The organism is Paenibacillus rubinfantis (assembly GCF_001486505.1).
GTDB lineage: Bacteria > Bacillota > Bacilli > Paenibacillales > Paenibacillaceae > Fontibacillus > Fontibacillus rubinfantis.
In genome coordinates this window covers 127,602-150,764 of the sequence record NZ_LN909059.1, presented here as the reverse complement: position 1 = coordinate 150,764, position 23,163 = coordinate 127,602, and the positions used below count along the sequence as shown (strand labels likewise).

General features: G+C 48.2%; 21 protein-coding genes. 1 reads left to right on the top strand and 20 read right to left on the bottom strand.

Annotated elements, in window-relative coordinates; genetic code table 11:
* Positions 1–19: 19 nt before the first annotated feature.
* The 6 genes from BN3277_RS02445 to BN3277_RS02415 form a co-directional block, all read right to left on the bottom strand.
* On the bottom strand, positions 20–1,153 hold the full coding sequence (locus BN3277_RS02445) for a DUF1173 family protein (protein WP_059040729.1): 1,134 nt from the start codon (positions 1,151–1,153) through the stop codon (positions 20–22).
* A 26-nt stretch (positions 1,154–1,179) separates the two neighbouring features.
* On the bottom strand, positions 1,180–2,199 hold the full coding sequence (locus BN3277_RS02440) for a nuclease-related domain-containing protein (protein WP_059040728.1): 1,020 nt from the start codon (positions 2,197–2,199) through the stop codon (positions 1,180–1,182).
* Positions 2,200–2,223: 24 nt separating this feature from the next.
* On the bottom strand, positions 2,224–2,493 hold the full coding sequence (locus tag BN3277_RS02435) for a DUF1294 domain-containing protein (RefSeq protein WP_082691271.1): 270 nt from the start codon (positions 2,491–2,493) through the stop codon (positions 2,224–2,226).
* Positions 2,494–2,503: 10 nt separating this feature from the next.
* On the bottom strand, positions 2,504–2,965 hold the full coding sequence (locus BN3277_RS02430; protein ID WP_059040727.1) for a hypothetical protein: 462 nt from the start codon (positions 2,963–2,965) through the stop codon (positions 2,504–2,506).
* 308 nt (positions 2,966–3,273) lie between these two features.
* Entirely contained in the window at positions 3,274–3,720 is a 447-nt protein-coding gene (locus BN3277_RS02420; RefSeq protein WP_059040725.1) for a PilZ domain-containing protein, read from the bottom strand.
* A 10-nt stretch (positions 3,721–3,730) separates the two neighbouring features.
* Entirely contained in the window at positions 3,731–4,354 is a 624-nt protein-coding gene (locus BN3277_RS02415) for a sigma-70 family RNA polymerase sigma factor (RefSeq protein ID WP_059040724.1), read from the bottom strand.
* Positions 4,355–4,638: 284 nt separating this feature from the next.
* Here BN3277_RS02415 and BN3277_RS02410 point away from each other — a divergent pair, with 284 nt between their 5' ends.
* Positions 4,639–5,805 (top strand): IS110 family RNA-guided transposase, encoded by a 1,167-nt coding sequence (locus BN3277_RS02410; protein WP_059040723.1) that lies wholly within the window; start codon positions 4,639–4,641, stop codon positions 5,803–5,805.
* A gap of 89 nt (positions 5,806–5,894) precedes the next feature.
* Here BN3277_RS02410 and BN3277_RS02405 read toward each other — a convergent pair whose 3' ends face one another.
* The 14 genes from BN3277_RS02405 to BN3277_RS25685 form a co-directional block, all read right to left on the bottom strand.
* A complete protein-coding gene (locus tag BN3277_RS02405) occupies positions 5,895–6,563 on the bottom strand; it encodes an HD-GYP domain-containing protein (RefSeq protein ID WP_059040722.1) in 669 nt (222 codons plus the stop codon).
* Positions 6,563–7,732, bottom strand: coding sequence for a GGDEF domain-containing protein (locus BN3277_RS02400; RefSeq protein WP_059040721.1), 1,170 nt, complete (start codon positions 7,730–7,732; stop codon positions 6,563–6,565). The genes BN3277_RS02405 and BN3277_RS02400 overlap by 1 nt, the downstream gene beginning before the upstream one ends.
* 70 nt (positions 7,733–7,802) lie before the next feature.
* Positions 7,803–11,210 carry a DUF5704 domain-containing protein gene (locus tag BN3277_RS02395; protein WP_232436302.1) on the bottom strand — a complete coding sequence of 1,136 codons (3,408 nt, stop codon included), beginning with the start codon at positions 11,208–11,210 and terminating at the stop codon, positions 7,803–7,805.
* A 13-nt stretch (positions 11,211–11,223) separates the two neighbouring features.
* Positions 11,224–12,399, bottom strand: a complete 1,176-nt coding sequence (locus BN3277_RS02390) for an S-layer homology domain-containing protein (RefSeq protein WP_059040719.1) — start codon at positions 12,397–12,399, stop codon at positions 11,224–11,226.
* An 86-nt stretch (positions 12,400–12,485) separates the two neighbouring features.
* Positions 12,486–13,514 carry a hypothetical protein gene (locus BN3277_RS02385; protein WP_059040718.1) on the bottom strand — a complete coding sequence of 343 codons (1,029 nt, stop codon included), beginning with the start codon at positions 13,512–13,514 and terminating at the stop codon, positions 12,486–12,488.
* Complete coding sequence (locus tag BN3277_RS02380; protein ID WP_316244802.1) at positions 13,501–14,052, bottom strand: hypothetical protein; 552 nt, start codon at positions 14,050–14,052, stop codon at positions 13,501–13,503. Before BN3277_RS02380 ends, BN3277_RS02385 begins: the two co-directional genes overlap by 14 nt.
* An 11-nt stretch (positions 14,053–14,063) precedes the next feature.
* Positions 14,064–14,462: a hypothetical protein gene (locus BN3277_RS02375; protein WP_059040716.1), complete on the bottom strand. Its 399-nt coding sequence runs from the start codon at positions 14,460–14,462 to the stop codon at positions 14,064–14,066.
* Positions 14,463–14,519: 57 nt separating this feature from the next.
* The gene (locus BN3277_RS02370; RefSeq protein WP_059040715.1) at positions 14,520–15,011 is read right to left on the bottom strand and encodes a hypothetical protein; all 492 of its coding nucleotides are present in this window, start codon (positions 15,009–15,011) and stop codon (positions 14,520–14,522) included.
* Between the two features lie 17 nt (positions 15,012–15,028).
* Entirely contained in the window at positions 15,029–17,101 is a 2,073-nt protein-coding gene (locus BN3277_RS02365) for a hypothetical protein (protein WP_059040714.1), read from the bottom strand.
* Positions 17,098–18,990 (bottom strand): pilus assembly protein CpaF, encoded by a 1,893-nt coding sequence (locus BN3277_RS02360; RefSeq protein ID WP_059040713.1) that lies wholly within the window; start codon positions 18,988–18,990, stop codon positions 17,098–17,100. Before BN3277_RS02360 ends, BN3277_RS02365 begins: the two co-directional genes overlap by 4 nt.
* A gap of 18 nt (positions 18,991–19,008) precedes the next feature.
* A complete protein-coding gene (locus BN3277_RS02355) occupies positions 19,009–19,839 on the bottom strand; it encodes a CpaE/TadZ family protein (RefSeq protein ID WP_059040712.1) in 831 nt (276 codons plus the stop codon).
* A gap of 1 nt (position 19,840) precedes the next feature.
* Positions 19,841–20,533 carry a hypothetical protein gene (locus BN3277_RS02350; protein ID WP_059040711.1) on the bottom strand — a complete coding sequence of 231 codons (693 nt, stop codon included), beginning with the start codon at positions 20,531–20,533 and terminating at the stop codon, positions 19,841–19,843.
* Between the two features lie 18 nt (positions 20,534–20,551).
* The gene (locus BN3277_RS02345) at positions 20,552–21,694 is read right to left on the bottom strand and encodes an SAF domain-containing protein (protein WP_059040710.1); all 1,143 of its coding nucleotides are present in this window, start codon (positions 21,692–21,694) and stop codon (positions 20,552–20,554) included.
* A gap of 15 nt (positions 21,695–21,709) precedes the next feature.
* Positions 21,710–23,092 carry a P-loop NTPase family protein gene (locus tag BN3277_RS25685; protein WP_059040709.1) on the bottom strand — a complete coding sequence of 461 codons (1,383 nt, stop codon included), beginning with the start codon at positions 23,090–23,092 and terminating at the stop codon, positions 21,710–21,712.
* Positions 23,093–23,163: the final 71 nt, after the last annotated feature.

Here is a 23,163-nt window from a genome sequence, read left to right as displayed (position 1 = left end):
AACATTCCTTTCTCTGTTATTATTGATGATCATTAAGTGCTTGTCCGTTCCAGTAGGTGAAACGGTACCCTTTCTCACGGTAGGCGCTAAGTTTCTTAGGGTCGTGATCTACTCCTATCTCAACAATCGTCTTGGGCTCCGTATCGTGCAGGACCACGTCCGGTCGGCCATCGGCAAACAACTCCGTTACATTTCCGATAAGCGGCTTCTCAAAGTGACGTTTCGAATCATAAAGAAATCGGACGAGGTCCCGCTCCTCCCCACTCGATACCGGTATCCGTGTCATCACTTCTGCGGGAATAAAGCAAAGCAACCGATCCCATTTAACCGTGTCTCGGCTATGGAGTGGACCGCGAAAGAGTACGTAATAGCCCTCTCCCACGTCCGTTCCTCCTCTTTCGCAGCGATCGTAGACGCTCTTGAGCAGCGTAAGATCGCATATATGCTTTTCGGGATCGTCCACGGAATACAAGGGGAGCCGTACAAAGCGCGGGTTTGTTGGGTGTGTGGTGACTTTCGCCCTGTTGTGCCCCCAGCCGATAATCATCTGATGTTTATCCTTTTTAGGCCACCACCCCGGCGTTGAGGCGATATAGAGCATTTCCGTTAACGGCCTTCGATTTAGTTTTACGGTCTGTGCGACTTTATAGAGCCGTTTAGCAATATTCCGGCGTCCCCCCGGGCGGTACTCCGACACCTTGTACTCCTGGAGCATGGTAAGGAACAAGCTTTCAAGTTTGATTCTTGGTACGCTTTCCTTCCGGATGTATTGCTTTTTTGGAATAACCGCAGAAGCGGGACGAGGGGCCGTAGTAGCCCGCTCCTCCCGTGGCGCGCCAAGATCAAGGGTGCATATGATCTCATTATCGGTAATTTTCAGACCCTTAGATTCGAGAAGCGAGCGGTACCCCTGCCTGTTAAATTTACATTGGTATTGATGCAAAATGTTTTCTTTTGAGTTCCTCGGATAGTTGGCGAGAAAGAGGCCGTCGTTTATCTTCTTTACATACAAGAGCGGATTTGGCGAATGGCCGTCACCGTGACAAAGGCATTCAATTGGATGAGACTTGTGCCATTCGGATAGCAGCCTGTCGTGCTCCTCTTCCTCTAGGTATCCGAAATCGATTATTCTTCCGTTTACCCTAAATCTCATTGCCTACACCCGTCTTTCGCAGCGGTTTACAATGGGGATGCCGAAACACTTATCTTTAGAACGCCGTAACGCATGGAACCTGAATACGTCACCAGCCTGTCGTTGATTTCAAGGGTCTGCGGCTCCAATCTTCTTTCGGCATCCTGGTCGATATAAGTCTCCAAGTGATGTGTGAAGTTCCTCGGCGGGCAAACGCCCAGTCTGTTCAACCAAGCAATAAGGAATTGTAATACGTCAGTTTCCTCCGCCCTGTATGTACTTATTGCGTACAAATCCGATGTAATAGAGACCGTTGCATATGGTTGATGGTTTTTCGTTAGATGGAATGAGCCGTCGCTTCCGACGGGGCCCACTTTGTACCCGAACTCATTTGCGAGCGAGTAAGTTGCTTCATATGCCTCATCCATTGAGCGCACTTGGATCACTGTTTCTGTGTGCTGGATACTAGTCAACCAGTCGCGTATCTTCTCAATTTGTCGAAAATCTATGGTCGCCCTGGGTTGGTATTCCTTGATGTAGTCCTCCAGTCTATCCCCTGTCAGAACAGCCGTGTTGGAGTTTTTCTTGAGTTTCAGGTTTAATTCGGCGTTAGGGTGAGTAAATACGACTACCCCCTGCACCCACATATTGCAGCCGATTTCAGCGAGTTTCTTCGCCAGCACAAAGGTATGTAACCTTGTCATCGCGAGGGGGTTACGCAGCGTTTTTTGTGTCATTTCTCTTCTCGTACCGTCATGCTTGTACTGCGTCCAGACTTCATCCTCTTCCGATCCGACGATATCGCCCGATCTATTTTTGCTTACGATAATAAAGATTCCATTCTCAAGGACGCGTATCTCTTCGATCAGTACACTTATATTTTCATGAATTAGTCGGACATTTTTGAATATATGATTTCCCGACGGCGGACTATCCGGCATTCCCCCAATGCCCGGGTTTGGTTCCTGTTGTCCTTTCCGTTCAAGCAAGGTCTTATATAGCAGGATGCAGGTTAAGACCAGCGCAATGATAATCAGCGCCGTCGGGACTAAGGTCTGATAATTCAACAGATCCACCTTCGCCCCATTTTTTTATGGCTTGCCTATCATCAAGAAATAGAAGCAAATCATATTAAGAATAAGAATGAGTGGTACCCCGAAAACAAAGCGATAATGCTTCGTTTTATGACGGAATAATCGCATACCGATCCAAACACCGAATGAACCGCCAAGCAAGCAGATAAAGAAGATTCTCTTCTCAGGGACTCTTCTCCCGCTGACGACCGCTTGGGACTTGTCGTACCACATAATCAGCAGGCCAATAATATTGAGGATAGCGATGTATCCCACCACATTGAACATAGTCATCCCCCTATGCGTTCAATCGCTCCCAAAGCGCGAGAGGGCCGATCTTGTCGGGTAATCCCATTAGTAACCTAATGAGACTCTCGGCGATCATTTCTTTGTCTTTGTCCGTTGCTTCAATCAAAATACGCTTCCTCGCTGTAACCGAGACTCGAATGGAGGTAGCATTCAATCTGACTAGTTCATTTTCGACAACCTCACGCGCGAGCTCTGCTGCCATCGCATGCTTTTCATCTAAAAGCAAACGCAGCGCTGTAAGTTTCTTCAGATCGAATATAACGCCGCGGTCGGTCGGTTCTGCAAAGTACGTCGGATTATAACCTAGTTCTTTTGCTAATGTACGGATAACCGGGTTATCGCCAATGTTAAAAGCGAAGCGGTATTCCGGGTTAGAGACATGTAGATCACGAAGCAGATCATCCAATATTTCAATAAGGGACCCATAGTATGAAACGGTGATTTGAACCATACCTATCCTCCATCCCTTAAAGAGCCATTATGACACCGGCGAACAAACTGAAAATGACACACCCGGCAATTATCTTTTTTTGTTCACGATTGGCGAGCCTGTAATATTTGTATTTTCGCAAGAAAAGGAACATGGTTGCGGTTGCAAATGTGATGATTAAATGCTCCCGTTTATCAGGGAACAAAAGCAGGCCAAGTATCGACCACACCCAAAGCACGAGTAGATATATCCTGATGTACTTCACCGGTATTTTGTATAACAGTCCCACAGCTAAACCATCCCCTCATTTATATTAAATAACTAATATACTAATATATTAGCATAGATTTAACCTTGGTTGAGCCAATTTTTGTCACACCACTGTCATGATGTTCCTGCTGGCGCTTGTCCGCTAGGTGCCGTGCGAATGCCTTTAATGCATCCGTAATCTGTCTCTTCATCGTATGGTCCGTATCCAACCGAAGGCCGTAGGCTAAACAATCCAGCTGTCTTTTTTTATAAATAACCCTGCCTTGGAGGTTGAACGGTTTGTCAAGAATCTGAAAATGTACGTAAACATCCACGGCGCGCAGCCCAGCTTGAACATCAAGGCACGTTTCGATCCTTGCTCCACCTACGCTAAGGTTAATCAATCGCATTGCTTCCGGCACGCCCGCTTCAACCACTTGGCCGGCGATACTGTGGAGTTGAACTTCTCCAATTAAGGGTTCGGGAAACTCATACCGGAATGGTTCCTTGCGTCTGCTCGGTATCATATTTCCTCCTTTACTTTAACAAGCGCAAATCGCCTACATGCCATCTTTTCGTGAACTTTATCTTTACGCGTTGGAACGCATTATCGACTGTCTTGAAGGTTACACCTAAGTTATCGGCCACTTCCTTATAGGTGAACCCTTTTGCCAACTCCTTTACAACCAGACGTTCCAGTTTGCTTAAAGTTGCCAAGAATAAGTCCAACTTAATTACCGCTTCCCGATGTTCCTCGCGTTGAAGCAATCGTTCTTCCGGAGAAGGCTCGTTTCCGGCAATCGTTTCGATAATATTCGTGGATTGATCATCAGAATACGGCCGATCCAGGGAAAGGCTCTGATTCAACGCTCTTTGTCTTCTACGCGTCGCGGATTTAACCGTATTGATGATTGAGCTTTGGATATGCAGACCCGCATAGGTACGAAATTTCACGCCCCTCGACGGATCATACTTTTTTGCCGCCCGATAAAGGCCAATGCTGCCCGCTTGTTGAATGTCCTGCCTTGTAATTCCTCTAGCAAAATACTTTCGTCCTATTTCATCGATAACTGTCCTATACCTTTGGTGGAGCTGGTTAAACGCCAACTCCTGTCCCAACTTAAATTGGGCCACGAGTTGTTCGTCTTCATAACTGACCATCCACAGTTACCTCCCGCACGCCCATGAGCTTATTCCACGGCATTTTTCGTATTATCAGGTCAGCCAGAATTTCTGGTTGGCCATTTTTCATGGTCGGGTTACGATGGCGGTAGCCGGGAGAACGTGGTGGCATTTGGGGAGTTTACCTCGGAGCAAAAACTGTTCTCCCACTGCCCCCAATGACCATGTTTGAGCTGGTTGAGGCATGAGACCTCGAATCACAAGCGAAGCTGTGGGATTGGAACCATCGTGGGAGTGCCGGCTATTATTTAGGAGGAGATGACATGGGACCGGTTGTTGGATTGGATGTATCAAAAGGGACAAGCATACTCCAAGCGTTTACGGATCGGAATAATCCGTATGGCAAGATCATTAGCATCGAGCATACGCAGAAAGGGTTTGAGCAGCTAGGAGACTTGCTGGAGGAATTAATACAAGCTACGGGGCTTGAGCCTGCTGTGGTGTTAGAAGCAACAGGACATTATCATCGCAGTTTGGTCGCCTATTTGGAGCGTGAAGGATATCGACACTACATCGTGAATCCCTTGCAATCCAAACGTGCAAGAGGCACGCAATTGCGAAAGGTGAAGACGGACGCGGTGGACGCATGGCATCTGGCAGAAATGTTTTACCGCGGGGATGTCCGGCCTCACCGAACATGGGCGGAGGAGATGACCGAACTGCAGCATCTAACGCGTCAGCATGAGTTTGTGACCTCTATGCTCGTCCAGGCCAAACTGAATGCCAGGACCTTACTGGATCAAGTGTGTCCTGCATATGAGAACGTGTTCTCCAATTTGTTTTCCACGACATCCTTGCAGGTATTGCGCCACATGCTCAGTGGCGGCACCGTCACGCAAGAAACGATCCGGGAAACGGCAGGCTCGTCACACGGTAAGGCGTGGATCCAGGCAAAAGCTGAGCGGATTCGAGCGTTACCGCCTCTAAGCCACTCAAGTAAAGCGCAGCAGACGGCCTTGCTATGCATGGTAGAAATGGCCCTTACTGCCCAACAACAGCTTTGCCAGCTTGAAATTTCAATTGAGGAGACGGCACAGTCGCTGCCGGAAGTTGGACTGCTCAAGACGATTCCCGGAGTAGGGGACAAGCTTGCTGCGGCTTTGGTGGCAGAGATTGGAGATGCGACGCAATTTGAGGATCCAAAAAAGCTTGTGGCCTATGCAGGACTGGATCCAGGTGTGCATAGCTCGGGGAAGTTTACGGCCAGTAGTAGCCGCATCTCGAAAAGAGGTTCCAAACGTTTGCGCAGAGCTTTGTACGTTGCCGTCCAATGCGGACTCAGGAAAGGTGTCAACGAGCGGTTACAAGCTTATTACGATAAAAAAAGGAAAGAGGGCAAGCCATACAAGGTAGTCGTGATTGCTTGCGCCAACAAGCTGCTACATCACGTCCATGCCATCCTTGTGAAAGGCGAGCCCTACAAAACGTAAATTCCATATTTACCCAGAAGCGTCCGCGCCAACGGAGGCTTCTTCGTGTTGTTCGTAAATAGTATATCAGTATCTGTGACGTAATCCAACTACTTGGGCTTGACAAACATTAGCTGGTTTTTGCTTTTTTCTGACCGCACAGACTGCTGTTCCCTCTCGACAATTTCAATGAAGGATTCCAATATGTTCGGATCAAATAGATGCGAATCCCGCTTCATGATTTCAAGTGCTTCAAGCGCTTGGCGGGCATTCTGATAGGGCCGGTTGGATACGAGCGCGGAGTAAGTATCGCTGACGGCCGTAATCCGCCCGGTCAATGGGATACCATATCCCTTGAGACCGGACACATATCCGCTTCCATCGAACCTTTCGTGATGGAATTGGGCGATTTCGATTACCGTCCGTGGCAAATCCAGCTCCTTCAGAAGAGTTGTGCCGCAGCTCACATGCTCCCACAACTGCTGTCTCTCCTCGGTGGACAATTTTCGACCGCTTTTTAGGATGGTATCGTTCATAGCAATTTTCCCGACGTCGTGCGTCAGCGATCCGGCGTAATACAGCAGTGCTTCTTCCCGGGCGTGTATCTGGGCAAGTTCGAATGAATAATGAGCCATAATGACAGAGTGTACGGCGGTTGGTTCGTCACGCAATTTAATGCAGGCAAACAATGTGTCGATTATGTCCAGATGACGTTCAAGAGATTTTTCTTTCCAACGTCGTGCTCGATTTACCGCTGTCACCCTTAAATTGTTGGTCACTAATTGACACCCGCTTCCTGTAATTTTCCTTGAGCGGTGGATGCAGCAGTTGTTGTGTTGTAGTCGATGAATGCCTGGTCCCCATATTGTACGACCCGGTTCTTTCCGGATCGTTTTGCAACATACATTGCTTCATCCGCACGCTTAACCAACTCTTCTGCAGTCATTCCGTCGATATACCGACAATATCCGATGCTGGCTGTCACGGGATGTACCCCTTGCGACGTGTCGAACGAGGCTTCTTTCTCGATACGGGACCGAATAGATTCTGTCAGCTCGTCCATATCAACGCCTGGCTCAACAACGAGCGCTACAATCTCCTCGCCTCCATACCGTCCGGCAACCCCGACTCCCTCCGTCTCCTCCATCATGATGGATGCGACTTGTTTTAGAACCTCGTCCCCTTTCTTATGTCCGAACGTATCATTCAACTTCTTGAAATTGTCGATATCAATAAAAATGACCTTTAAATCCGCACCCTTTTCGATACTCCGTTTCACGTAAGTTGAAAACTGCTTACGGTTATATAAACCCGTCAACGGGTCTGAAATGGAGGATTCGTATGTTCCTCGTAGGATTTGTACCAGGTAATCGGCTACAAACGAAATCAGTACCGTATATGCCGAAATAAAGAGTGCGGCATTGATGAAACCCACCGCCCCAGTCGATCCAATGAATAAGTTAATGAGTGTTACAAGTTCTGCCCCAAGAAATAGGCTCAGGGTCGCTTTGGCCTTTCCTACGTTGGGCATTTCAGGCGCAAGGTAGTACCACGCAGCGCATCCCAGCAAAATCGCGAGGATTGGCTGCAATGCCGGAAGCGGGACTACTGCGCTAATCAATACGGTAACGACACAAGAGGCATATACGACAGCCTGCTCCCATTTTGCAATCTCGTTGAAAGTAAGAAACAGTGCAAAAAACGTACAGAGAAGGAAAATCCCCCGCATAATATGAAGTCCCGCTCCCGCATCAGACGGTTCACTCATGGAAATCCATACATGGTAGATCGCGGATGCGGACAAAGTTACGGTCAGATGTAAATGCGCCTTAGTATTCTTACGCTTTGGCATTCTGTTCGTAAGGCTCCAAATAATAAAGAGCAGAGGCAGCATCATGATGGAAAGCAATATATCTCCTTGTGATCCCGCGAACTGTTGGAACAACATAAATTCCTCCTCTCGTCAGGTATTGAAAGAGCCATCCGTTTTCACGGACGGCTCTTTCCTTTCGTCCCTGTTAATGAGTGCCTCCCGCCCCGAGATCATCGTTGGATGATTTATCGGCGTGATAGAGAATTACGTCCCCATCAATAAGGTTGACGGTAAGCCCATATGGATCGGTAAATTGATGGTTGAATCCTTCGCGCCGCCATTGGTTCGCGGCGCTGATCCCGGTGTTAATGTACTGCAGGTGCGGGCTGTTCAGATTGCCGTTGCGAATCGTCATAAGGTCAAAATTTACGATAATAAATCCTTTTTTCAGGAAGATTGGGGCTTTCTCGTCCAGCTTGTTTTTCCTGCCGTATTCCGCAAGGTTCGTGCCTTTCGGAACGACATATGTTTGAGCTGGAATGCTATACTCTCCATACCACTGTTGCACCGCCGCATTTTTACGAGCCGAGCTCACCCCGGAAGGTACATCATAACCACCGATGAACGTCCGGAGTGGAGCCGTAAGCAGGTTAACGTCGTAACCGCCCGTCACCGTCCCTTTTTTGGCCGCTGCGAGGTAGTCGGTAATGTACTGTGACCTGCTCATACTCCAGCCGGAGGACGACGCGAATAGATCGTAGAGGGTGCCGGCCGTATTTGAAATCGTTGACTGCGGGACATTCCGTAATCGAGCATCAAGAGTCACATACCGTTTCTGGAGGTCTGCAGCCGAGCCGATCCGGATGAACTTTTGATTTTCGGTATGGTAGTACAAATCAACTTCCTGCCGGTTGCCATTCATATCGACGAAGTAGAACCTTGGGACAACCCGTACCGAGTCATAGGTACCGAACATATTCCCCTTCGTCTTCACGTCAAACTTGAAATGATAGCCCATTTTAACCGCGACGTTTTTATAGCCCTGCGCGGGGTGGCTGCCCCGGCGAATCGGCAACTCATAGGGGAATACTCTGCCATTCGGCGCGCCATCAATCCCGTTTTCACCGACGGGATAATAATTGCCTCTCGGGTTACTGCTCCCTTGAGCCGTACGGAAAACCGTTTCCCAGTTGAAATCCGCAATGTCGGTTACGCGAAAATCATAAATGCGGCCAATGACTTCAACCGGCAAAGTACGCGTCGCAACGTGATTTTGCAGGTTCATATTCGCATCCGTTTCCGTTGTGAAGCTCGATGGTGCATTTTCAGCGATCGTTCGAGTGTAGATGTTGTAATAGCCCTCGTCCACCCATACAGGAAGATAGAACGTCCGCGTTGCTTGTCCTGCCGGGAACGAGATCCATGTACCGGGAGGGATATACGTCGAATTATCGTTCGGAGCTGTCAGCACTCCGAATTCAAAGCGCACCTGGCGATCCCTTGTCCACTTTGCGTAGTCCCGATTCCCGTAGTTCAAGTAGTTTTGATGCTGACCCGAAGTCGGGATGGTCACAGTAAACGGCCGATCGAGAATCAGGGCGCTTCTCCCCGCGGTCGGGACGGTTTTTTGATTATGCGCACTGTCATTCGAGACCGACGAGTAGTTGACGACTGGCGTATGGACCGTAACGGTGTTAATCCCGTTAATCGAAAACTGCTTATCGCTTCCCCCGTTCACGTACCCTGGCACAATATCATAGTAGATGGTCCCACTGCTCGGCGTGTTGTTAGCGTTCGTTAATGAACTACTGATGTTCAGGCCGCTGCTGTACAGCACGTTTGCACCTATCGTTGACGGAGCGGGAATCTTACCCGGAGTCGGCCCGGTCTTTGTTGTCCAGTTTCCGTTCATTATGGTCGAGCCGTTAAAAGTTACAGTATCATTGCGAACGTCCGAATCCCCAGTTTGTGACTCAGCCATCGACTTTAATTTCGATTGATCATTTGGTGGTGATGGCTTCGAATAGCCCCCATTGATAGCTGGCGGGTTGTACGAAATCGTTCCGGTATTTTTCGGCCGCACATGATCCGATGCACTGGAGCTATGCGTGGTTGATAATGTCGGTGCCGAATATCCCGTTGGGTACAAGAATACGGTTCCGCCGCTCGGCAAGGCGTAGTTTGATACACTAGCCCTATCTATGCCGTAAACTTCAATATTCTTAATCTCCCAATAGGAATAGTCCCGTTGCAATGTAAACGTGTAAGTCCTAGTGGTTGTCTCCGTCATCGGCTTATCCGGTTGTGGTGTGCAGTTTCCTTCGGCATCGCATTTATCGGGTTGCTTTACTTTCCAGTTTAGAACATAGGTAACATCTACACTGCACGAGTAGTTAACCTTACCGGACATATTGGCGAATGTATGTTGAAAGATATAATTATTCGCGAACACGTTCGCATATAAGGTCTCTGACGTAGGAATCCCTTGCAATACATTAAATCTTTCATTCCCCCTGTTGTCGGCCCGTATGACTCCGGTTGCATTGGGATTCATATAACTGGTTTGCGGAGAAGAACCTTGGCTTGGGGATGCAATTGTCCAAGAGCAACTTCCGCTTCCGCCGCCCGTACCGCCGCCCGGATCGCCACCGCCGCCCGGAGGAGTATCCTCATCTTGATACTCCACATATATTTTCTTGTCCTGATACATATAGGTATATGAGTAGAAGTCGGCTTCAAATTTTGCACAATACCATATCTGTCTAGCCCCTGGTGCTGCCCAGTCCTTGTACTGTTTATCGCCAGTTGTATCAAACGGGAATGACTCGAACGATTGGCTGTAACGAAGCGAGAGTGAATCCCCGATCTCGCTCGGATATTTAACCCCTAAGAAGCTTGTCGTCGGATCGTGGGTACAAGCTCTGTCGTGCAAGGTTACACCGATAGCGTTTCTTGTTTTAATTTCAGTGTAATCGACATCCAAATCGCCTGCTGCCGGAGAAACCGCCTTGTTTGGAATCCAAAACTTACCGGGGGAATTATCCTCTTCCTGTGTTAGAAAGAAACCATTTGTCAGTGGTATCTTGGACTCCAAGCGATTATCAGTACAACCAGGGAATTTACGCAATCCAAATTCGTCGTCAGGAACACCAGGTCTCCCACAATCATCACTATCCGAAGAGAATTGTTCGTTTGAAGCGTTCCAGTTGTTGCTTCCACTTCTCCTATCCCAATAGTAGATCGTTCCGTAATGACCATTATCCAAAGATTGAACCCTCAGCCTTGTTCCTTGAAATGTTTCGGTGCCATTAAAACTTTTTGATCCTGGGGTGAACCCTTTTACACTCCTTAGTGGTTCTCCATCCAAACCGTAAATCATCAAGGACTTAATGACTTTACCGGCCGGAGCTGTGATCTGTATAGGCGCAGTGTTTTTCGATTTGTTTACTGAAAATATTAAGCCCCCATACTCATAATCGCTCGGATCGTCGATCAGGTTATACTTCACTTCAGTCCCAGCCGGTGCCGCATTTGCAGTTTCAATTTGTATGATCCCCCCTAACAATGGTGTTAGGAGGGAGACGATCATCATAATGGCAATGGATTTTCTCAACGTGAACCATCCCTTACTTATCGAAGTATGACCTTACGATAGTCTCATTAGTGAAGGGGGCTCCCGGTTTCCCTGGCGCCTCAATATTGATTCGAAGGGATCCTGACCTATCGACGCTGTATTTCGACTTCGAGACTATATAAGCGTTCAGCGATTCTTCCCCATGTACTAGTTGTTGTGGTGAATTTTTCGTTTTCCCGGTCTCGTCTTCCACAAATCCACCAAACATTATTCTCAAGCCTTTGCCGTAGAGTTTCGTGTCTTTATTAAAGATGTCTTTCGTCTTTAATAGAATAATGTAGTCGTCACTTACCTCTTGCAATTTTTGAATCGTTGAGAAGGATGCCCAAGAAAGCTCCTTGATTGGCGGGAGAAGTTTCCTGTTTGGATCTTTCGGGTCGGCCATATCAATTACGACCAACTGTTCAACTTCCCCTTTATATTTTCCGTCAGGCGTGGTTAAGGTTAACAGAGATTCTTTCCATGAATTCATCCCCCCGTTTGTAACACCTTGCTTGTAGTTCTCCGGTCGATCAAACATTTCAGGTGCTACCGAGAAGATATTTGTCTTGTGCCAATAGAGCTCTGCTGCGCTAACAGCATACTTATCGACAGGAAGTTTCTTTCCATCTTTCACCGAAAGAATTCGTTCAATAACGGTGATTGCTTGCGCGCGTGTTGTTGTTCCGTCCGGGGACAAAACGCCCGGCGCCGTACCGTGGATGAGTCCCTGTTTCGTAGCGCGGTACATCCACTCTTTTGCCTGTACGTTCTTTTCGCCCAGTGCACGAACGCCTACCTTCGACATTTCGACACGCGGCATCGCTTTGTTGAAGTCATTGGAGGCGAAATCCCCATTCACGTAGATCCCTTCCGCCGTCGCCGCATCAAAATATGGTTTGTACCAAGCTCCGCCGGCGTTATCGCTGACTTTTATCCCGAGAGCAGCGACGATCATTTTCACGAACTCCGCACGCGACAGCGTGTTGTTCGGGCCGAACGTGCCGTCCGGATATCCATTGACGTAACCCTTCGCAACTGCTTCTTTAATGCTTTGTTCTGCCCAATGTCCTTTTATATCGGGGAACGAGGCCGCTGCCGCATTAGCCGAGTGCTCACCTTTCTGCCAGATTACAGCTGAAAAGATCAGCGCTGCCGCCAAAGTAAAAATCGTAATTTTCTTCTTCATACGAGCTCCTCCTCAATCATTCATGAAATTACCTTTATAGTATAATTTTACTACCAGATTGAATTTCTCCAAAATTTTTCGTGCTATTATGGCGTGTGCGGATGGGTGATAAGACTTGGGTTACTACAACTTAACGGATGGTATCCAGCTTCTGCCGCTTCCCTCTCGCTCGTGAACGTTTCTTGCAAGGTGTAATGCGCATTGGTGAAGTAGCTGGAGCATTCATTCTTAAAGTAATATTTGACTCCGTTCGAGTTGCGAGTGACAGCCCTTATTTCAGGCTTTTTCACAAGCCTAGCACCGCCAAAGGCATAATGATTGTACGTTGTATGTCCGAGCGGGAGTCCCTGAATGAATGCCAATACGCCAACGTCTTCGATGGAGTTGTTCCATGCCTCATCCGGGATACTCGGCAGCGTGAACGTATAGGATATCCCATATCGTGTCGCATGTTCATTGTAATAGTTGATGTGATATTCAATATCGCTCTGAATCGACTTTACGATTGTTGCCCTGCGCACTTGATCAAACAAGTCAGCATTCTGTAATAAAGCAACCGTTGGGCATTGGGGCGCGACCTCTGCTCTTCTCCCGTAATGCCAAGTATTCGTGCTGCGAACATAAACGGATACGAAGTCGTCCAGCGTAAAGGAAATGCTGTTTCCAGCTGAGTCGGAATAGGCATACGGCTTCTTCGGCTGAAGCAGGTGCTCCATTTCCGTCACGTTTGCCGCATTCCGATACCGTTCCATGGCATAGGAATAGGAACCGTCGTAGCCAATAATGACCAAAGCCGGCACGTAACGCTTTAGAACTCCCTGCATAACCCGATCGTCCTTGATCTCGAAGTTGAGGAAAAGAGTGTTCCAGAAGGCTTTAATCGCCTCACTCGGGTTGACCCTGATGTTTTTTCGGGATTGATACTGGACTTCATAATTTTGATTTACATTGAAATCCAAAGCCCTTGCCGCATCCCGTACTGCAGCGTCTATGGCCGCGTCGTAAAGAACCTGCTTTTCAAGCGTCAGTCTCGCCGAATTCGTCTTGTGGTTGTTGATGTATTGGAATGGGAGCATAATGACAACGAAAATAATGATGAAATTAGTAATCTTCATTCATCACCATTCCCCCATATGGAACATAGATTCGAGTATTTGAAGCCGAGTCCCCGAAATTAAGCATATCTCGGATGATCGTTGCATTCGTCCTGTTTTTGTTGGTCACCTTGACACTGAAATAATCGCCGACCGACATTTTGTACTTCCGTGCTTCTGAATTTTTGGGTAACGTGTTTTTTGGAAAAAGAATGGCCATAATCTGATTGGTATAGAAACCCTCATAATCAACGTTAAATTTGTTCTGGAATGTCGCCGGATTCGCCGGATCCGTATAAACCGGATTGTACCTTTTATGATAATGCTCTAACTGAACATCGTAGCTGTTTCCGGTCAGCAGGAGCTCGTTAATGAAGTCGTTGTATGCCTGGGGCGTAATATACCCTTTGTCGCGGGCAGCATCCACGAAATTCGTTACGGCTTTGAAGGCAAGCATATACGAAACATCATCCTGCCTCTCATACGTCTCGGATGCCGGCCATAGATACAGAACCAACGCAGCGAGGATTGCGACATAGACCTTTCCGAAGTAGTTCATCATGCTCCCCCTTACTGCATCACAAAAACTATACTTGTCAATGATCCGTCCGCTCCGCGGTTATAAGTCGGTTTATAGGTCCGCGAGAGATTTACAATCGAAACGTTCGTATTATGTATGTCTAACGTCGGTAAAAACGTCGCTTGGCTTGCCCCGCTCCTAACGATAATGTTGCAGCCAATATCTGCAATTAGGTTGATGGATTGGAGGACCTGCGCACCAGTAACGGTGTATTCCGGCGTTATTTTTCGGGTCGTTGAGACGTTCCGATCGAACTTCTGACCGGTATCGTAAGTTAAATCCAGCGTCCTTGAGGTTTGATTGTATTGGAGGATTCCGTTCGTCAGCGCACCGACGAACATAAAAGCCATCGCCATAAAGATAAGCACGTCCAGGGTATTTTTTCTCATGGTATCCCCCGTGTGGGTGATGTGCCCCTCTCAAAGAGAGGCACATCCATGTTCGGATTAGTTGGTTTGCACGAAGACGATCCCACGGACCATGTTGTTCTCGTCTTTGATGATATTAGACGTAAACGTTCCGTTGGGGTTTACATAATCGTTGTGCGTCTCAGCTTGCGCATTGACAAGGTTTCCCGTCCCGGGTCCCATTACAGAGCCGTATCCGGCCGTCCCGGCAGCTACCGTATTGTTAACCGTTCGGCCATACCATACGGGCGTCGGTGCTTTTCCCGTTTTCACGGATACCCCGAACTCTTTATTTTCCCCTGTGTATTTCCGGATCGCGTTCAATACTTGGCTGCCGGACACGGTGGAGCCTTGATATACGACGAATTCCGATTGGGACAGCTCCGTGTTCAAGCCGGAGAACTTGGCCGTTGCGGACTTGGAGCCGTCCTGCGCGATTAAGAAGACCATTACGCAAAGGGTGATGAATGCGACCGTAAGAAACAGATTAGCACCAAATTTCAATCCTTCCGAGGAGCTTTGTCCTGGCATGTTCTGTCCATCTCCTTTTAACTAATCATTTGAATCTGTTTGTAATAGGTGTTCATGTTCATAACGCTTGTGACTATGAATGGTACTACAAGATAGAGCATAACGATTGACATCATTGGGGCGAATCCAAGGATGTTCCCCCAGCTGCTCTTGCCGTCGATTGTCTTTTCGTTCTCCTGCTTGCGTTCCTCTTGGTAGAAATTCCGGTCGGTTTCCAGATCATCGAATGCCTCCTTCAGCGGTACTCTCTCAAGTGCGTTTTGAAGGCGTTCGACTGTCCGCACGAACGGCGTAAACGGTGCATCAATTTTGAGTTCTTCAAGCGCTGCATAGGCGCCGGACTCGTAGTTCAATAAGCACGTTTTTAACGGTTGCTTGAAAATGATGGCGTACCGTTCCATCCATTCAAGGGTCATTTCTACCGAAGCTCGTTCATTTTCAGAAAGCATCGCGATGATCGTGTGCATCTGATCCACTTCGAGCTTCATTTCCATTTCGCGTAGCCGTCGCTGGAAATTCAAAATCCAAAGCGGCGCGAAATAAGCTGTAAATCCGGCCGCAAGGCTTATCACTACCTCCCACCACTTCAGATATTCGGAGTTGATCGCGTCAACTTTTGCTGCGATCCGGGCTACCGCTGCGGTGATCTCGGATGGGTCTGCATCCCCGTCGGACGCCTCGTTTACGATCGCGGCAATTCTGTCGGATAAATTCGCTGTCACCCCCTTCAACTGCTTAATGACTTCACGATCGAAATCGTTCGTCTGCTCAATAGCAAGCGCCTCCTCCGCGGTCGGCTTGCCAAACATCGTAAGCGGGGTCATGTTGGCGTTGAGCGTTCGATTGATTTCGGCGGAATGCTGATAGATAAAAATGGATAATGCTGTGATGGTGGCCAGGATGAAATATATCAAACGGTTCATCGTGAACCATTCCACCGTCAAGGTAGAATTGGTGTCCTTGAGCAGCTTCGTCATTTTGAAAAAGTCCTTCGTGTTTTTCGCAGGAACGAAGCGGTCAACGATCCACTTGACGTACGCTTTTTGATAGAGAGCTTTCTTCCATCTATGCTTGGATATTTGGGCGACGTATCGGATATCGTCATTCTCTTGCATCTTCCGTAGTAAGGTGTAACTAACAAGGACGACCAGGAAGATTAGGACTTTCGTTAAAAATCCGATTTTGCTTACATAGTAATCCGCCAGTAGCGGGAAGTAATTGGATGCCCAGTTCTCAATCGGTTTAATAAAAAAAATGGGAATGACCGCCATAGCCGAGAGACCTTTCAGCTTGTAGCTCAATTTCTTTCTCCGCAGAATCTCGGTGAAGATATCGTTTTTCAACCGGTTCAGCGAGTTGAGGAACATAGAGCCCTTTTCAAGCACCCGGTCACCATACTCTTTCACCAGATAGGAAATTCCGGCGAATATCTTCAGGTAGCGGTTTGGTGCGACCTCATAGTAAGCGTCGAGCTGCTCCTGCGGATTATTGGACGTCAGGATTTCGTGAATCTTTTTTAGATGCAACGAAATCTCGTAGGGAGCAATCTCGGCCGCCTCATAAATCGCTTCGTCCACCATGCCATGTTGATGAAAATAGTGACGAATATCAGCCATGGATTCGGTCTGTTGGTAAAGCAGCCGGTCCTCCACACGGTTGACGAAGACGTCAATGAGGGAGCCGTTGATGATCAACGCTGTTATGACGATGAAGAAGAAATACGTCCAGTCCCGCGTCAAGAGGATGAGCACTATCGTACCGATCCCGAGCCCGCCCAGTGCGAGGAAGGTGATTCGCATAGTCTCCCTTCTCATCGTGTATTCATCGTATGATTGTAAGGTGGACAAGCGCTTTCGGATTTTCATGACGTACCCTTGCAGGAACGGAAGTCGCACGGCACGGATGTACGACTGCTGGAGGACGTTATTCCAATATTGACGCCCTTTTTTCATTGGTGTTAGCTCCGCCCGGGTCGCTAAGACCGGCCCGACGGCCGACTCCTCTTTCCTCTCTGCCCGTTTAGCCATAACGTAAAGGACGAGCGCTCCAAGGAGGGTCAGCAGTAAGACAATAGCTGCAATTTGAATCATGCCGCATCCCCCTTAGCATGAGAGGCAAGGAACTCCTCGAACTCCCGTCGATCCGTAGCAGACATATGCTTCTTCATTTCTTCCCGGTTGTGCTCGGAAAGGTCATTGACCCACACATAATTTCCGTCCACGTAACGGATGATATCGCGGTACTCGTATGTCTTCCGGTCGGTTCGCCGTCTGAAGTATTCGGCCATCGTCATGGCGAAGAGTCTGAATATCTCCTTGAAACTTTTTGCTTCGGTAAAATCCGTCGGATACTCTTCATCTCGCGCCAATGGAATACATTCGGTAATACGCTCAATGTATCGTTTCCCGTCGTAATCCCTGACCAAGTGAACGTCAAAGTTAATAACCCGAACGACCTGAAGTTCGGCAATCTTTTCGTCTGAGAAGATCCGTTCTTTCAGCAGCGAATTGCGCAGAGCCTCGACGAGATCGGGGAATGTTTTGGCGTGGTGCGAGAAGATTGTGAACAGACTCGCCACCTGCGCCATTTGGATCATCCAAGCTGCAACCGGATCCGTCGCGACTTCGCCAAGAATATTGACCGAACCGTCTGTCTTCTTTTGCAGGTCCAGTCCTTCTTGCCCGCTCACAGTATCGGTCTCCCTAAAGGAGAGAATGTTCCGCCACGGATAAATCTTCCGGAGGTGCAATTCGAAGGCCATCTCCTGAATCCGAAGCGGGAGCGTTGCGGCAATGTACTTCACGACTGCCATCATGAGCGTTGTTTTGCCCGATCCCTGCGCCCCGGTAAAGGCAGTCACCCGGCAACCCTTCATCAAGTAGATGAGGAGTTTTCTTACCATGGACGCATTCCCGAATTTCGCGTCATCGATCAAAATTTCAAGGCTTGCATTCGGGATATCAAATTTCCGGACGAAAAAAGCCCACGTTTCCGCCATGTTTGGTCGAACGACCACGACGCGGGAGCCGTCTTTCATCTCGTTTACCTTGTAGCCGTTAACCTCCGTTAACTGGCCAGGGTTATTGAATTTATAGATGTTCTGGCAAACCCGCTTCAACTCCAACTCGGAGCCGAAGGACAGGAACGACAGGTGAACTGACTTTCCCTTATAGAAAACCCAAACGCTATCATAATCCTTCGGAATGGTGACCTTGCTCATTTGTTCGGTATAGATATCGCCATCCTCCCCGAAGTAAACGCTGGAAGCGGGTATGCCGCTGACGCCGCCGGACACACCGTCGATATTCATGTCCCTGATCTCGTCGATCACTCCGAAGCCTTTATATTGCTGGTAAACCCGTTGGACGATGATCCAGAGCTTGTCTTCAAACGTCAGCCCTTTGACTTCTTTCCGGTACACATGGTCGATTTCGTCGGCCGTAACGATATACGAAGGGCTCTCTTCGCCTTCAGTCACGGTCTTCAGTTCGTCCAGCTGATATTTCTTGAACATGTAGTCGAGCGCATTGTACTTATGCTTCTTCTGCAATACGTGTAGCAGAATCTCGAACTTGTCTTGGCTGCTCAGCCGCGGCGACTCTTCAAAATGGATAACATAGTTAATATTCTGTTCGTTAAATCCGTAAGTCTGCCGAAGAAGGTCATAGATGAAGGCTTTCACATAGGCTTTATTGTGGATATCACCGAGCGAACATTCTTTCAATGCGCGTTTCAGTTCCGCCCTCTTCCGCGCCCTACGGCGGAACTCTTCTTCCGACAATCCAAGATCGTACAAATTGCTATTTGTGATTTCGTTGAGGGTGTTTTTGACATATTCGGTAATCGATTCGATACTGAACTTCTTTTCGTCGATTTCCTCCGTCTTGTCAGGCTCGTCCTTCTTTGCCGCAAATCGAAGAAAAAGCAGCGCAGTCGAGCTCAATACGATAAATGCGATAAAGACGTAGTTGATGAGCATTGGGACATTCACGTTAGATCATGCCCCCCGTTCGCTGTACATCTTCCAGTTGATACCGCCTTGATTGCAGATTCCTTGCGCGAGCCGGCGCACTTCCTCAAAGAAAAAGTAGTTTTCGTCCCGCTTCGTCACATGCCGATTGCGCATGAAGAACTCCATTATCGCGCTTTCGTTATATGCGTTCAAAAACGCGGCGCACCGTGGAACCGTATAGATCGGTGCCTTATACTTGAACTTCCGCGATATATTGGAGTAGGTATTGTGAACGTCTCTGTCGTACTGCCCGAGCACCAGAAGGCGCGGCTTGTCGCCTAAGAAATCATCCCACTCGCCCCCAAAATACCGCTCCAATATAGAGTTGTTCTGATTCAAGCAGATCACGACCAAATCGGAATTTTGAACGACCGCTCTTGTAAGCGAATTAAACGCTCCGCTATTTACGTCAACAAGGGTTAGGTCGTAATATCTGCTTGCATTGGTAAGAATGTCATTGATGACGTGAATGAGCTCGCCAACGGTTTCGTCGCTCTTAGTGGTGCCGTACAGAAGATCGAGCCGGTCCTTAATGATCGGATGGGTATAATCCTTCACCATATCCGGTTCCAACTTCCGGCTTTTTGCGAAACGTGCCAAGGCGTCCAGGCCGACGTCCGTAAAATTGATGAAGTTGCTGTCGAAGAGGGAAACGTTCTTTAGAAACGCCCGCTCCAGCGTTGAATGCGCCCAATGCGTATGCGAAATCAAGGTTTTCAGCGTCGTTACCGTGCCTAAAGTAGCGGCCGCGGCAATCGTGTTGCTTGTGGTGCCGACTTGTCCGTGAAGGGGCCCCCAAAATGCAATTTGCGGCATATCAAGCCCTCCTTAAAGCAGTTTTCCAGACAGTCTTCATCGTTCGGCGGTCGGTCTCCGTCACTTCTTGGCAGATGCCAGTCAAAGCCGACCGGTAACGACGAGACAGTCTTTTTAGAAGCAGCCGATGATTGTGCTGATTCTCAACTTTGATTGCATGGTCTACCTCGTCCACCGGAATTTCAATGGACTCGTCCGGCCAAATGATGAGGATATCCTCGAATAACAGGTTCATGTACTCCTCGTCGATGCTGTTACTTTCGACCGCGGATAGGATGATCCGTTCGACTTCAAGCTGATTCGGTTTTTCCACAGTAGAATAGATGCGCTTGATTATTTGCTGGTTCATCATCAAAACTGACCGTTCGTATGTCGTAACAAGAAATCGTTTGTCCGCCAAACGGAATTGTTCGAATGTAACGTGGTCTTCTCGGTCCGTATCCGTTACGATGAAGTCGTAGCCGGTTGCGACCTGACCCGAAACGAGATGCGCAAACGACTTTTCGTTCCGATAGACATCGAATCCCTCGAATTCCATCAGATCATTGTCCATCGAACTCAGGTAGAACGTGGACCAATGATTTTTTGTCGCGTCGTTGAGAAGAACCTTACTCCCCGCCGCGGTGAGCATTTTGCATAGATACATCACGAAATCGGATTTATCAACCGATCCTAGAAACAATAGATGCTTCATGCTATGCACCCCCTTTACTTATGGCTGTATTGCCCCGTCGATCGATTCTTGATAAATTGCCTCTTCTTTCTGCTGCGTTGTTGTAGAACTCTCACTCGTTGCCGGCGCCGCATCTGCGGGCGGGAGCGGGACCGTCGTGTTCCCTGCCGGCGTGTTTCCGCTCTGCGACGTACCCGTGCTTGGTTGTTGTTGCGAATTACCAGGCGTAATTCCGTTTGGCGATAGAAGCGGCTGGGAATGCTGCGTTGTCGAAGCCGATTCAGATGCCGCGTCCGATCCGTCTACGCCACTTGTGATTGGCGAAACTTCCGCCGCCCGGCCTGTGGTGACTTTTTGCCGTTCCTCAGCAGACATTTCCTTGATATCGTTCTCCAGCAACGTCCTTGCATTTCTGCTCAACGTCTGTTTCGCGTTTCGTATTAGATTCGGGTTTTCGAGCATGAGGTCAAGCACTTTGAGATTTACAGGGTAATTGACGACAGGCGCGTCCTGCATTTGCGGATCCTTATAAACGAGGGCGTAAATCTTCCCGTCGTTAAGGTACGCGTCCACCGTTGCGCTCGACATGGTGAGAATCTCCTGTTCATTCACATCCAACCATACTGTGCCGGCGGCCAAGTCTTGCACCCGTTTTTTTCCCAGCACCGTATAATCTTGACCCGTCGGGAAGTTAATCCGGACGTCGATGTAGTCATCCTTCTGCAGCTTGCTTGGAAGCGAGATGATCGTGTATTCGGCGGCCCGCATATCCCTCGGTGTTCTGCCCTCTTCGTAAAGCATGGTAGGGATAACGGTGCCGTTCTTGCTGATCTCGATTTTTGTGACTTTCCCGACCACTTCATTAACGTCAGAAATAATATTGTCAGGAACATTCTCTGCCGGGAGTTCACCAACCGTAAACATTTCGGCAGTTAAAGTTTCGCCGGCTTTAATATCCTGCGAAGCGAGTAGTACCTTCGCTTTTTGTTTCATTTGCTCTCTCTTGAATTCTTCCGCCTCGCGCAGCTTTGCTTCGTATTGTTCGACGATGACATCCTGCTGCTTGCCCAATTGCTGATAGCCATACAGACCAAGCGAGGCGAACAGAAGCGAGCTGACAAGAACGCCGGTTACTCCCGCATAAATTAAGTGCTTCGTGCGTTGTCTTATGGAGGACACCATTCTCCCTCTCTTTCCTTAGTTATCATGGAAGTACGCCTGCATCTTTTTCTTGAGAACCGACAATCTTTGGTGTTGATGAAGCCTTAGCACGTCCTCCAAGACGGCATTCAGTGCTTTATCTGCTTTGTATGGATCCGGTTGATAAGGCAGCGCGTGAATCTTCCGCTTCGGCAGACTTTTCCTTATATCTCCAATCGTCTGTTTCGTAGCCATTGGAACGCACAACTTCCACCTGCTCTGATCAAGATGAATTTGTTCCCGGAAAAACCGCAGGATATCTTTCTGCTTCCAATCGCTCCCCGAGCCAACGACGATAGAAATATTGGCTCGCAGAAACTCTTCATACCAGTCCGTCGTCGAATACGAACCTAAATCCAAGATGATAAAAGCGTAATTACCGGAAAGATGCTGATACAGATTGAGTTCTTTTACTGCTTTAAGGTATCTGACACCGTGAATCGTAAATGTTGGATTTTTAAGTGTTGATGGATTTACAACGCCCTCGTATGCAGCCTCAATTTCAACAAAGTCGTTGGAATCATTCGCTTCAATAAGAAGCACCGGGTAATTATCCCTCGCCAGATAATTGGCGATCATTATGGCTGTATGCGTGCAGCCAACTCCCTGATTAACTCCGGTAACCGCAATTACCGCTGTTCCCCCTACAAACCGATCCTTCTTCCTTCTGTTGTTACCTTTGGTGACCGGTTCGAAATCGTAATCTTCCGTGCGTATCGTATCTATTGCCGCCTGCTTTTTGCTTTCCGTAATTTGTTTCTTCTTCTCCTCGATCTTGGAGAATAGCTTAATGCTCGTCGCAGAGATATGCCTCCCGAACTCCCTTGCCCTTTCCCCGAGATTAAATGCCGCCCGTTCCGATGAATGCTCTTCTTCGTTTTGATGGTCGTCGACTACCGTCTCAACGGCCGCTTCCACTACTTCGCTATCCGTCGCCCGCCAATCATCCTCGTACACTTGTTCATTCTTCTCACCTTCACCATTACTTTCGGGTTGACGAATATGAACCGGTGCAGCGACCCCGAGTGCCCCAAGCATTCTGACTTCGACGATCCCAGGCTCCAAATCCATATAATTTAGACAGGTTATCCCGTCATCGAGTAATGTTCTGATGAAGTCGTCTTCGTCTCGGTGATACACCAACATAATGGCAACGCCCGGACGATCATCCCGGATTTTCGTGATCAAACGTTGGAATGATTCCTCGGATTGAATGATGCTCTCCATGAAAATCACGACGTTCGCTTCTACGGATTCCCACTGTGGAACAAAGAAATCGAGGGAATCGATCGTCCTTACGATGCGTCCGCTATCATTAAGTTCATCCGCAAACCATTCTGCTTCGTCCCTATCCGGGGTGGCCAAAAATATACGATTCATATTTGCCCCCCTTGTCTCCTTTAATTCTTGCATATCAATATATTAGTTAATATACAAGAATCAACTGAAAC

Excerpts from the sequence above, each read along its gene's own strand:
- BN3277_RS02380 (WP_316244802.1), bottom strand. The coding sequence starts at position 14,052 with ATGAACTACTTCGGAAAGGTCTATGTCGCAATCCTCGCTGCGTTGGTT.
- BN3277_RS02375 (WP_059040716.1), bottom strand. The coding sequence starts at position 14,462 with ATGAGAAAAAATACCCTGGACGTGCTTATCTTTATGGCGATGGCTTTT.
- BN3277_RS25685 (WP_059040709.1), bottom strand. The coding sequence starts at position 23,092 with ATGAATCGTATATTTTTGGCCACCCCGGATAGGGACGAAGCAGAATGG.
- BN3277_RS02385 (WP_059040718.1), bottom strand. The coding sequence starts at position 13,514 with ATGAAGATTACTAATTTCATCATTATTTTCGTTGTCATTATGCTCCCA.
- BN3277_RS02355 (WP_059040712.1), bottom strand. The coding sequence starts at position 19,839 with ATGCCGCAAATTGCATTTTGGGGGCCCCTTCACGGACAAGTCGGCACC.
- BN3277_RS02435 (WP_082691271.1), bottom strand. The coding sequence starts at position 2,493 with ATGTTCAATGTGGTGGGATACATCGCTATCCTCAATATTATTGGCCTG.
- BN3277_RS02365 (WP_059040714.1), bottom strand. The coding sequence starts at position 17,101 with ATGATTCAAATTGCAGCTATTGTCTTACTGCTGACCCTCCTTGGAGCG.
- BN3277_RS02390 (WP_059040719.1), bottom strand. The coding sequence starts at position 12,399 with ATGAAGAAGAAAATTACGATTTTTACTTTGGCGGCAGCGCTGATCTTT.
- BN3277_RS02350 (WP_059040711.1), bottom strand. The coding sequence starts at position 20,533 with ATGAAGCATCTATTGTTTCTAGGATCGGTTGATAAATCCGATTTCGTG.
- BN3277_RS02360 (WP_059040713.1), bottom strand. The coding sequence starts at position 18,990 with ATGCTCATCAACTACGTCTTTATCGCATTTATCGTATTGAGCTCGACT.
- BN3277_RS02420 (WP_059040725.1), bottom strand. The coding sequence starts at position 3,720 with ATGATACCGAGCAGACGCAAGGAACCATTCCGGTATGAGTTTCCCGAA.
- BN3277_RS02400 (WP_059040721.1), bottom strand. The coding sequence starts at position 7,732 with ATGTTGTTCCAACAGTTCGCGGGATCACAAGGAGATATATTGCTTTCC.
- BN3277_RS02430 (WP_059040727.1), bottom strand. The coding sequence starts at position 2,965 with ATGGTTCAAATCACCGTTTCATACTATGGGTCCCTTATTGAAATATTG.
- BN3277_RS02370 (WP_059040715.1), bottom strand. The coding sequence starts at position 15,011 with ATGCCAGGACAAAGCTCCTCGGAAGGATTGAAATTTGGTGCTAATCTG.
- BN3277_RS02445 (WP_059040729.1), bottom strand. The coding sequence starts at position 1,153 with ATGAGATTTAGGGTAAACGGAAGAATAATCGATTTCGGATACCTAGAG.
- BN3277_RS02415 (WP_059040724.1), bottom strand. The coding sequence starts at position 4,354 with ATGGTCAGTTATGAAGACGAACAACTCGTGGCCCAATTTAAGTTGGGA.
- BN3277_RS02345 (WP_059040710.1), bottom strand. The coding sequence starts at position 21,694 with ATGGTGTCCTCCATAAGACAACGCACGAAGCACTTAATTTATGCGGGA.
- BN3277_RS02410 (WP_059040723.1), top strand. The coding sequence starts at position 4,639 with ATGGGACCGGTTGTTGGATTGGATGTATCAAAAGGGACAAGCATACTC.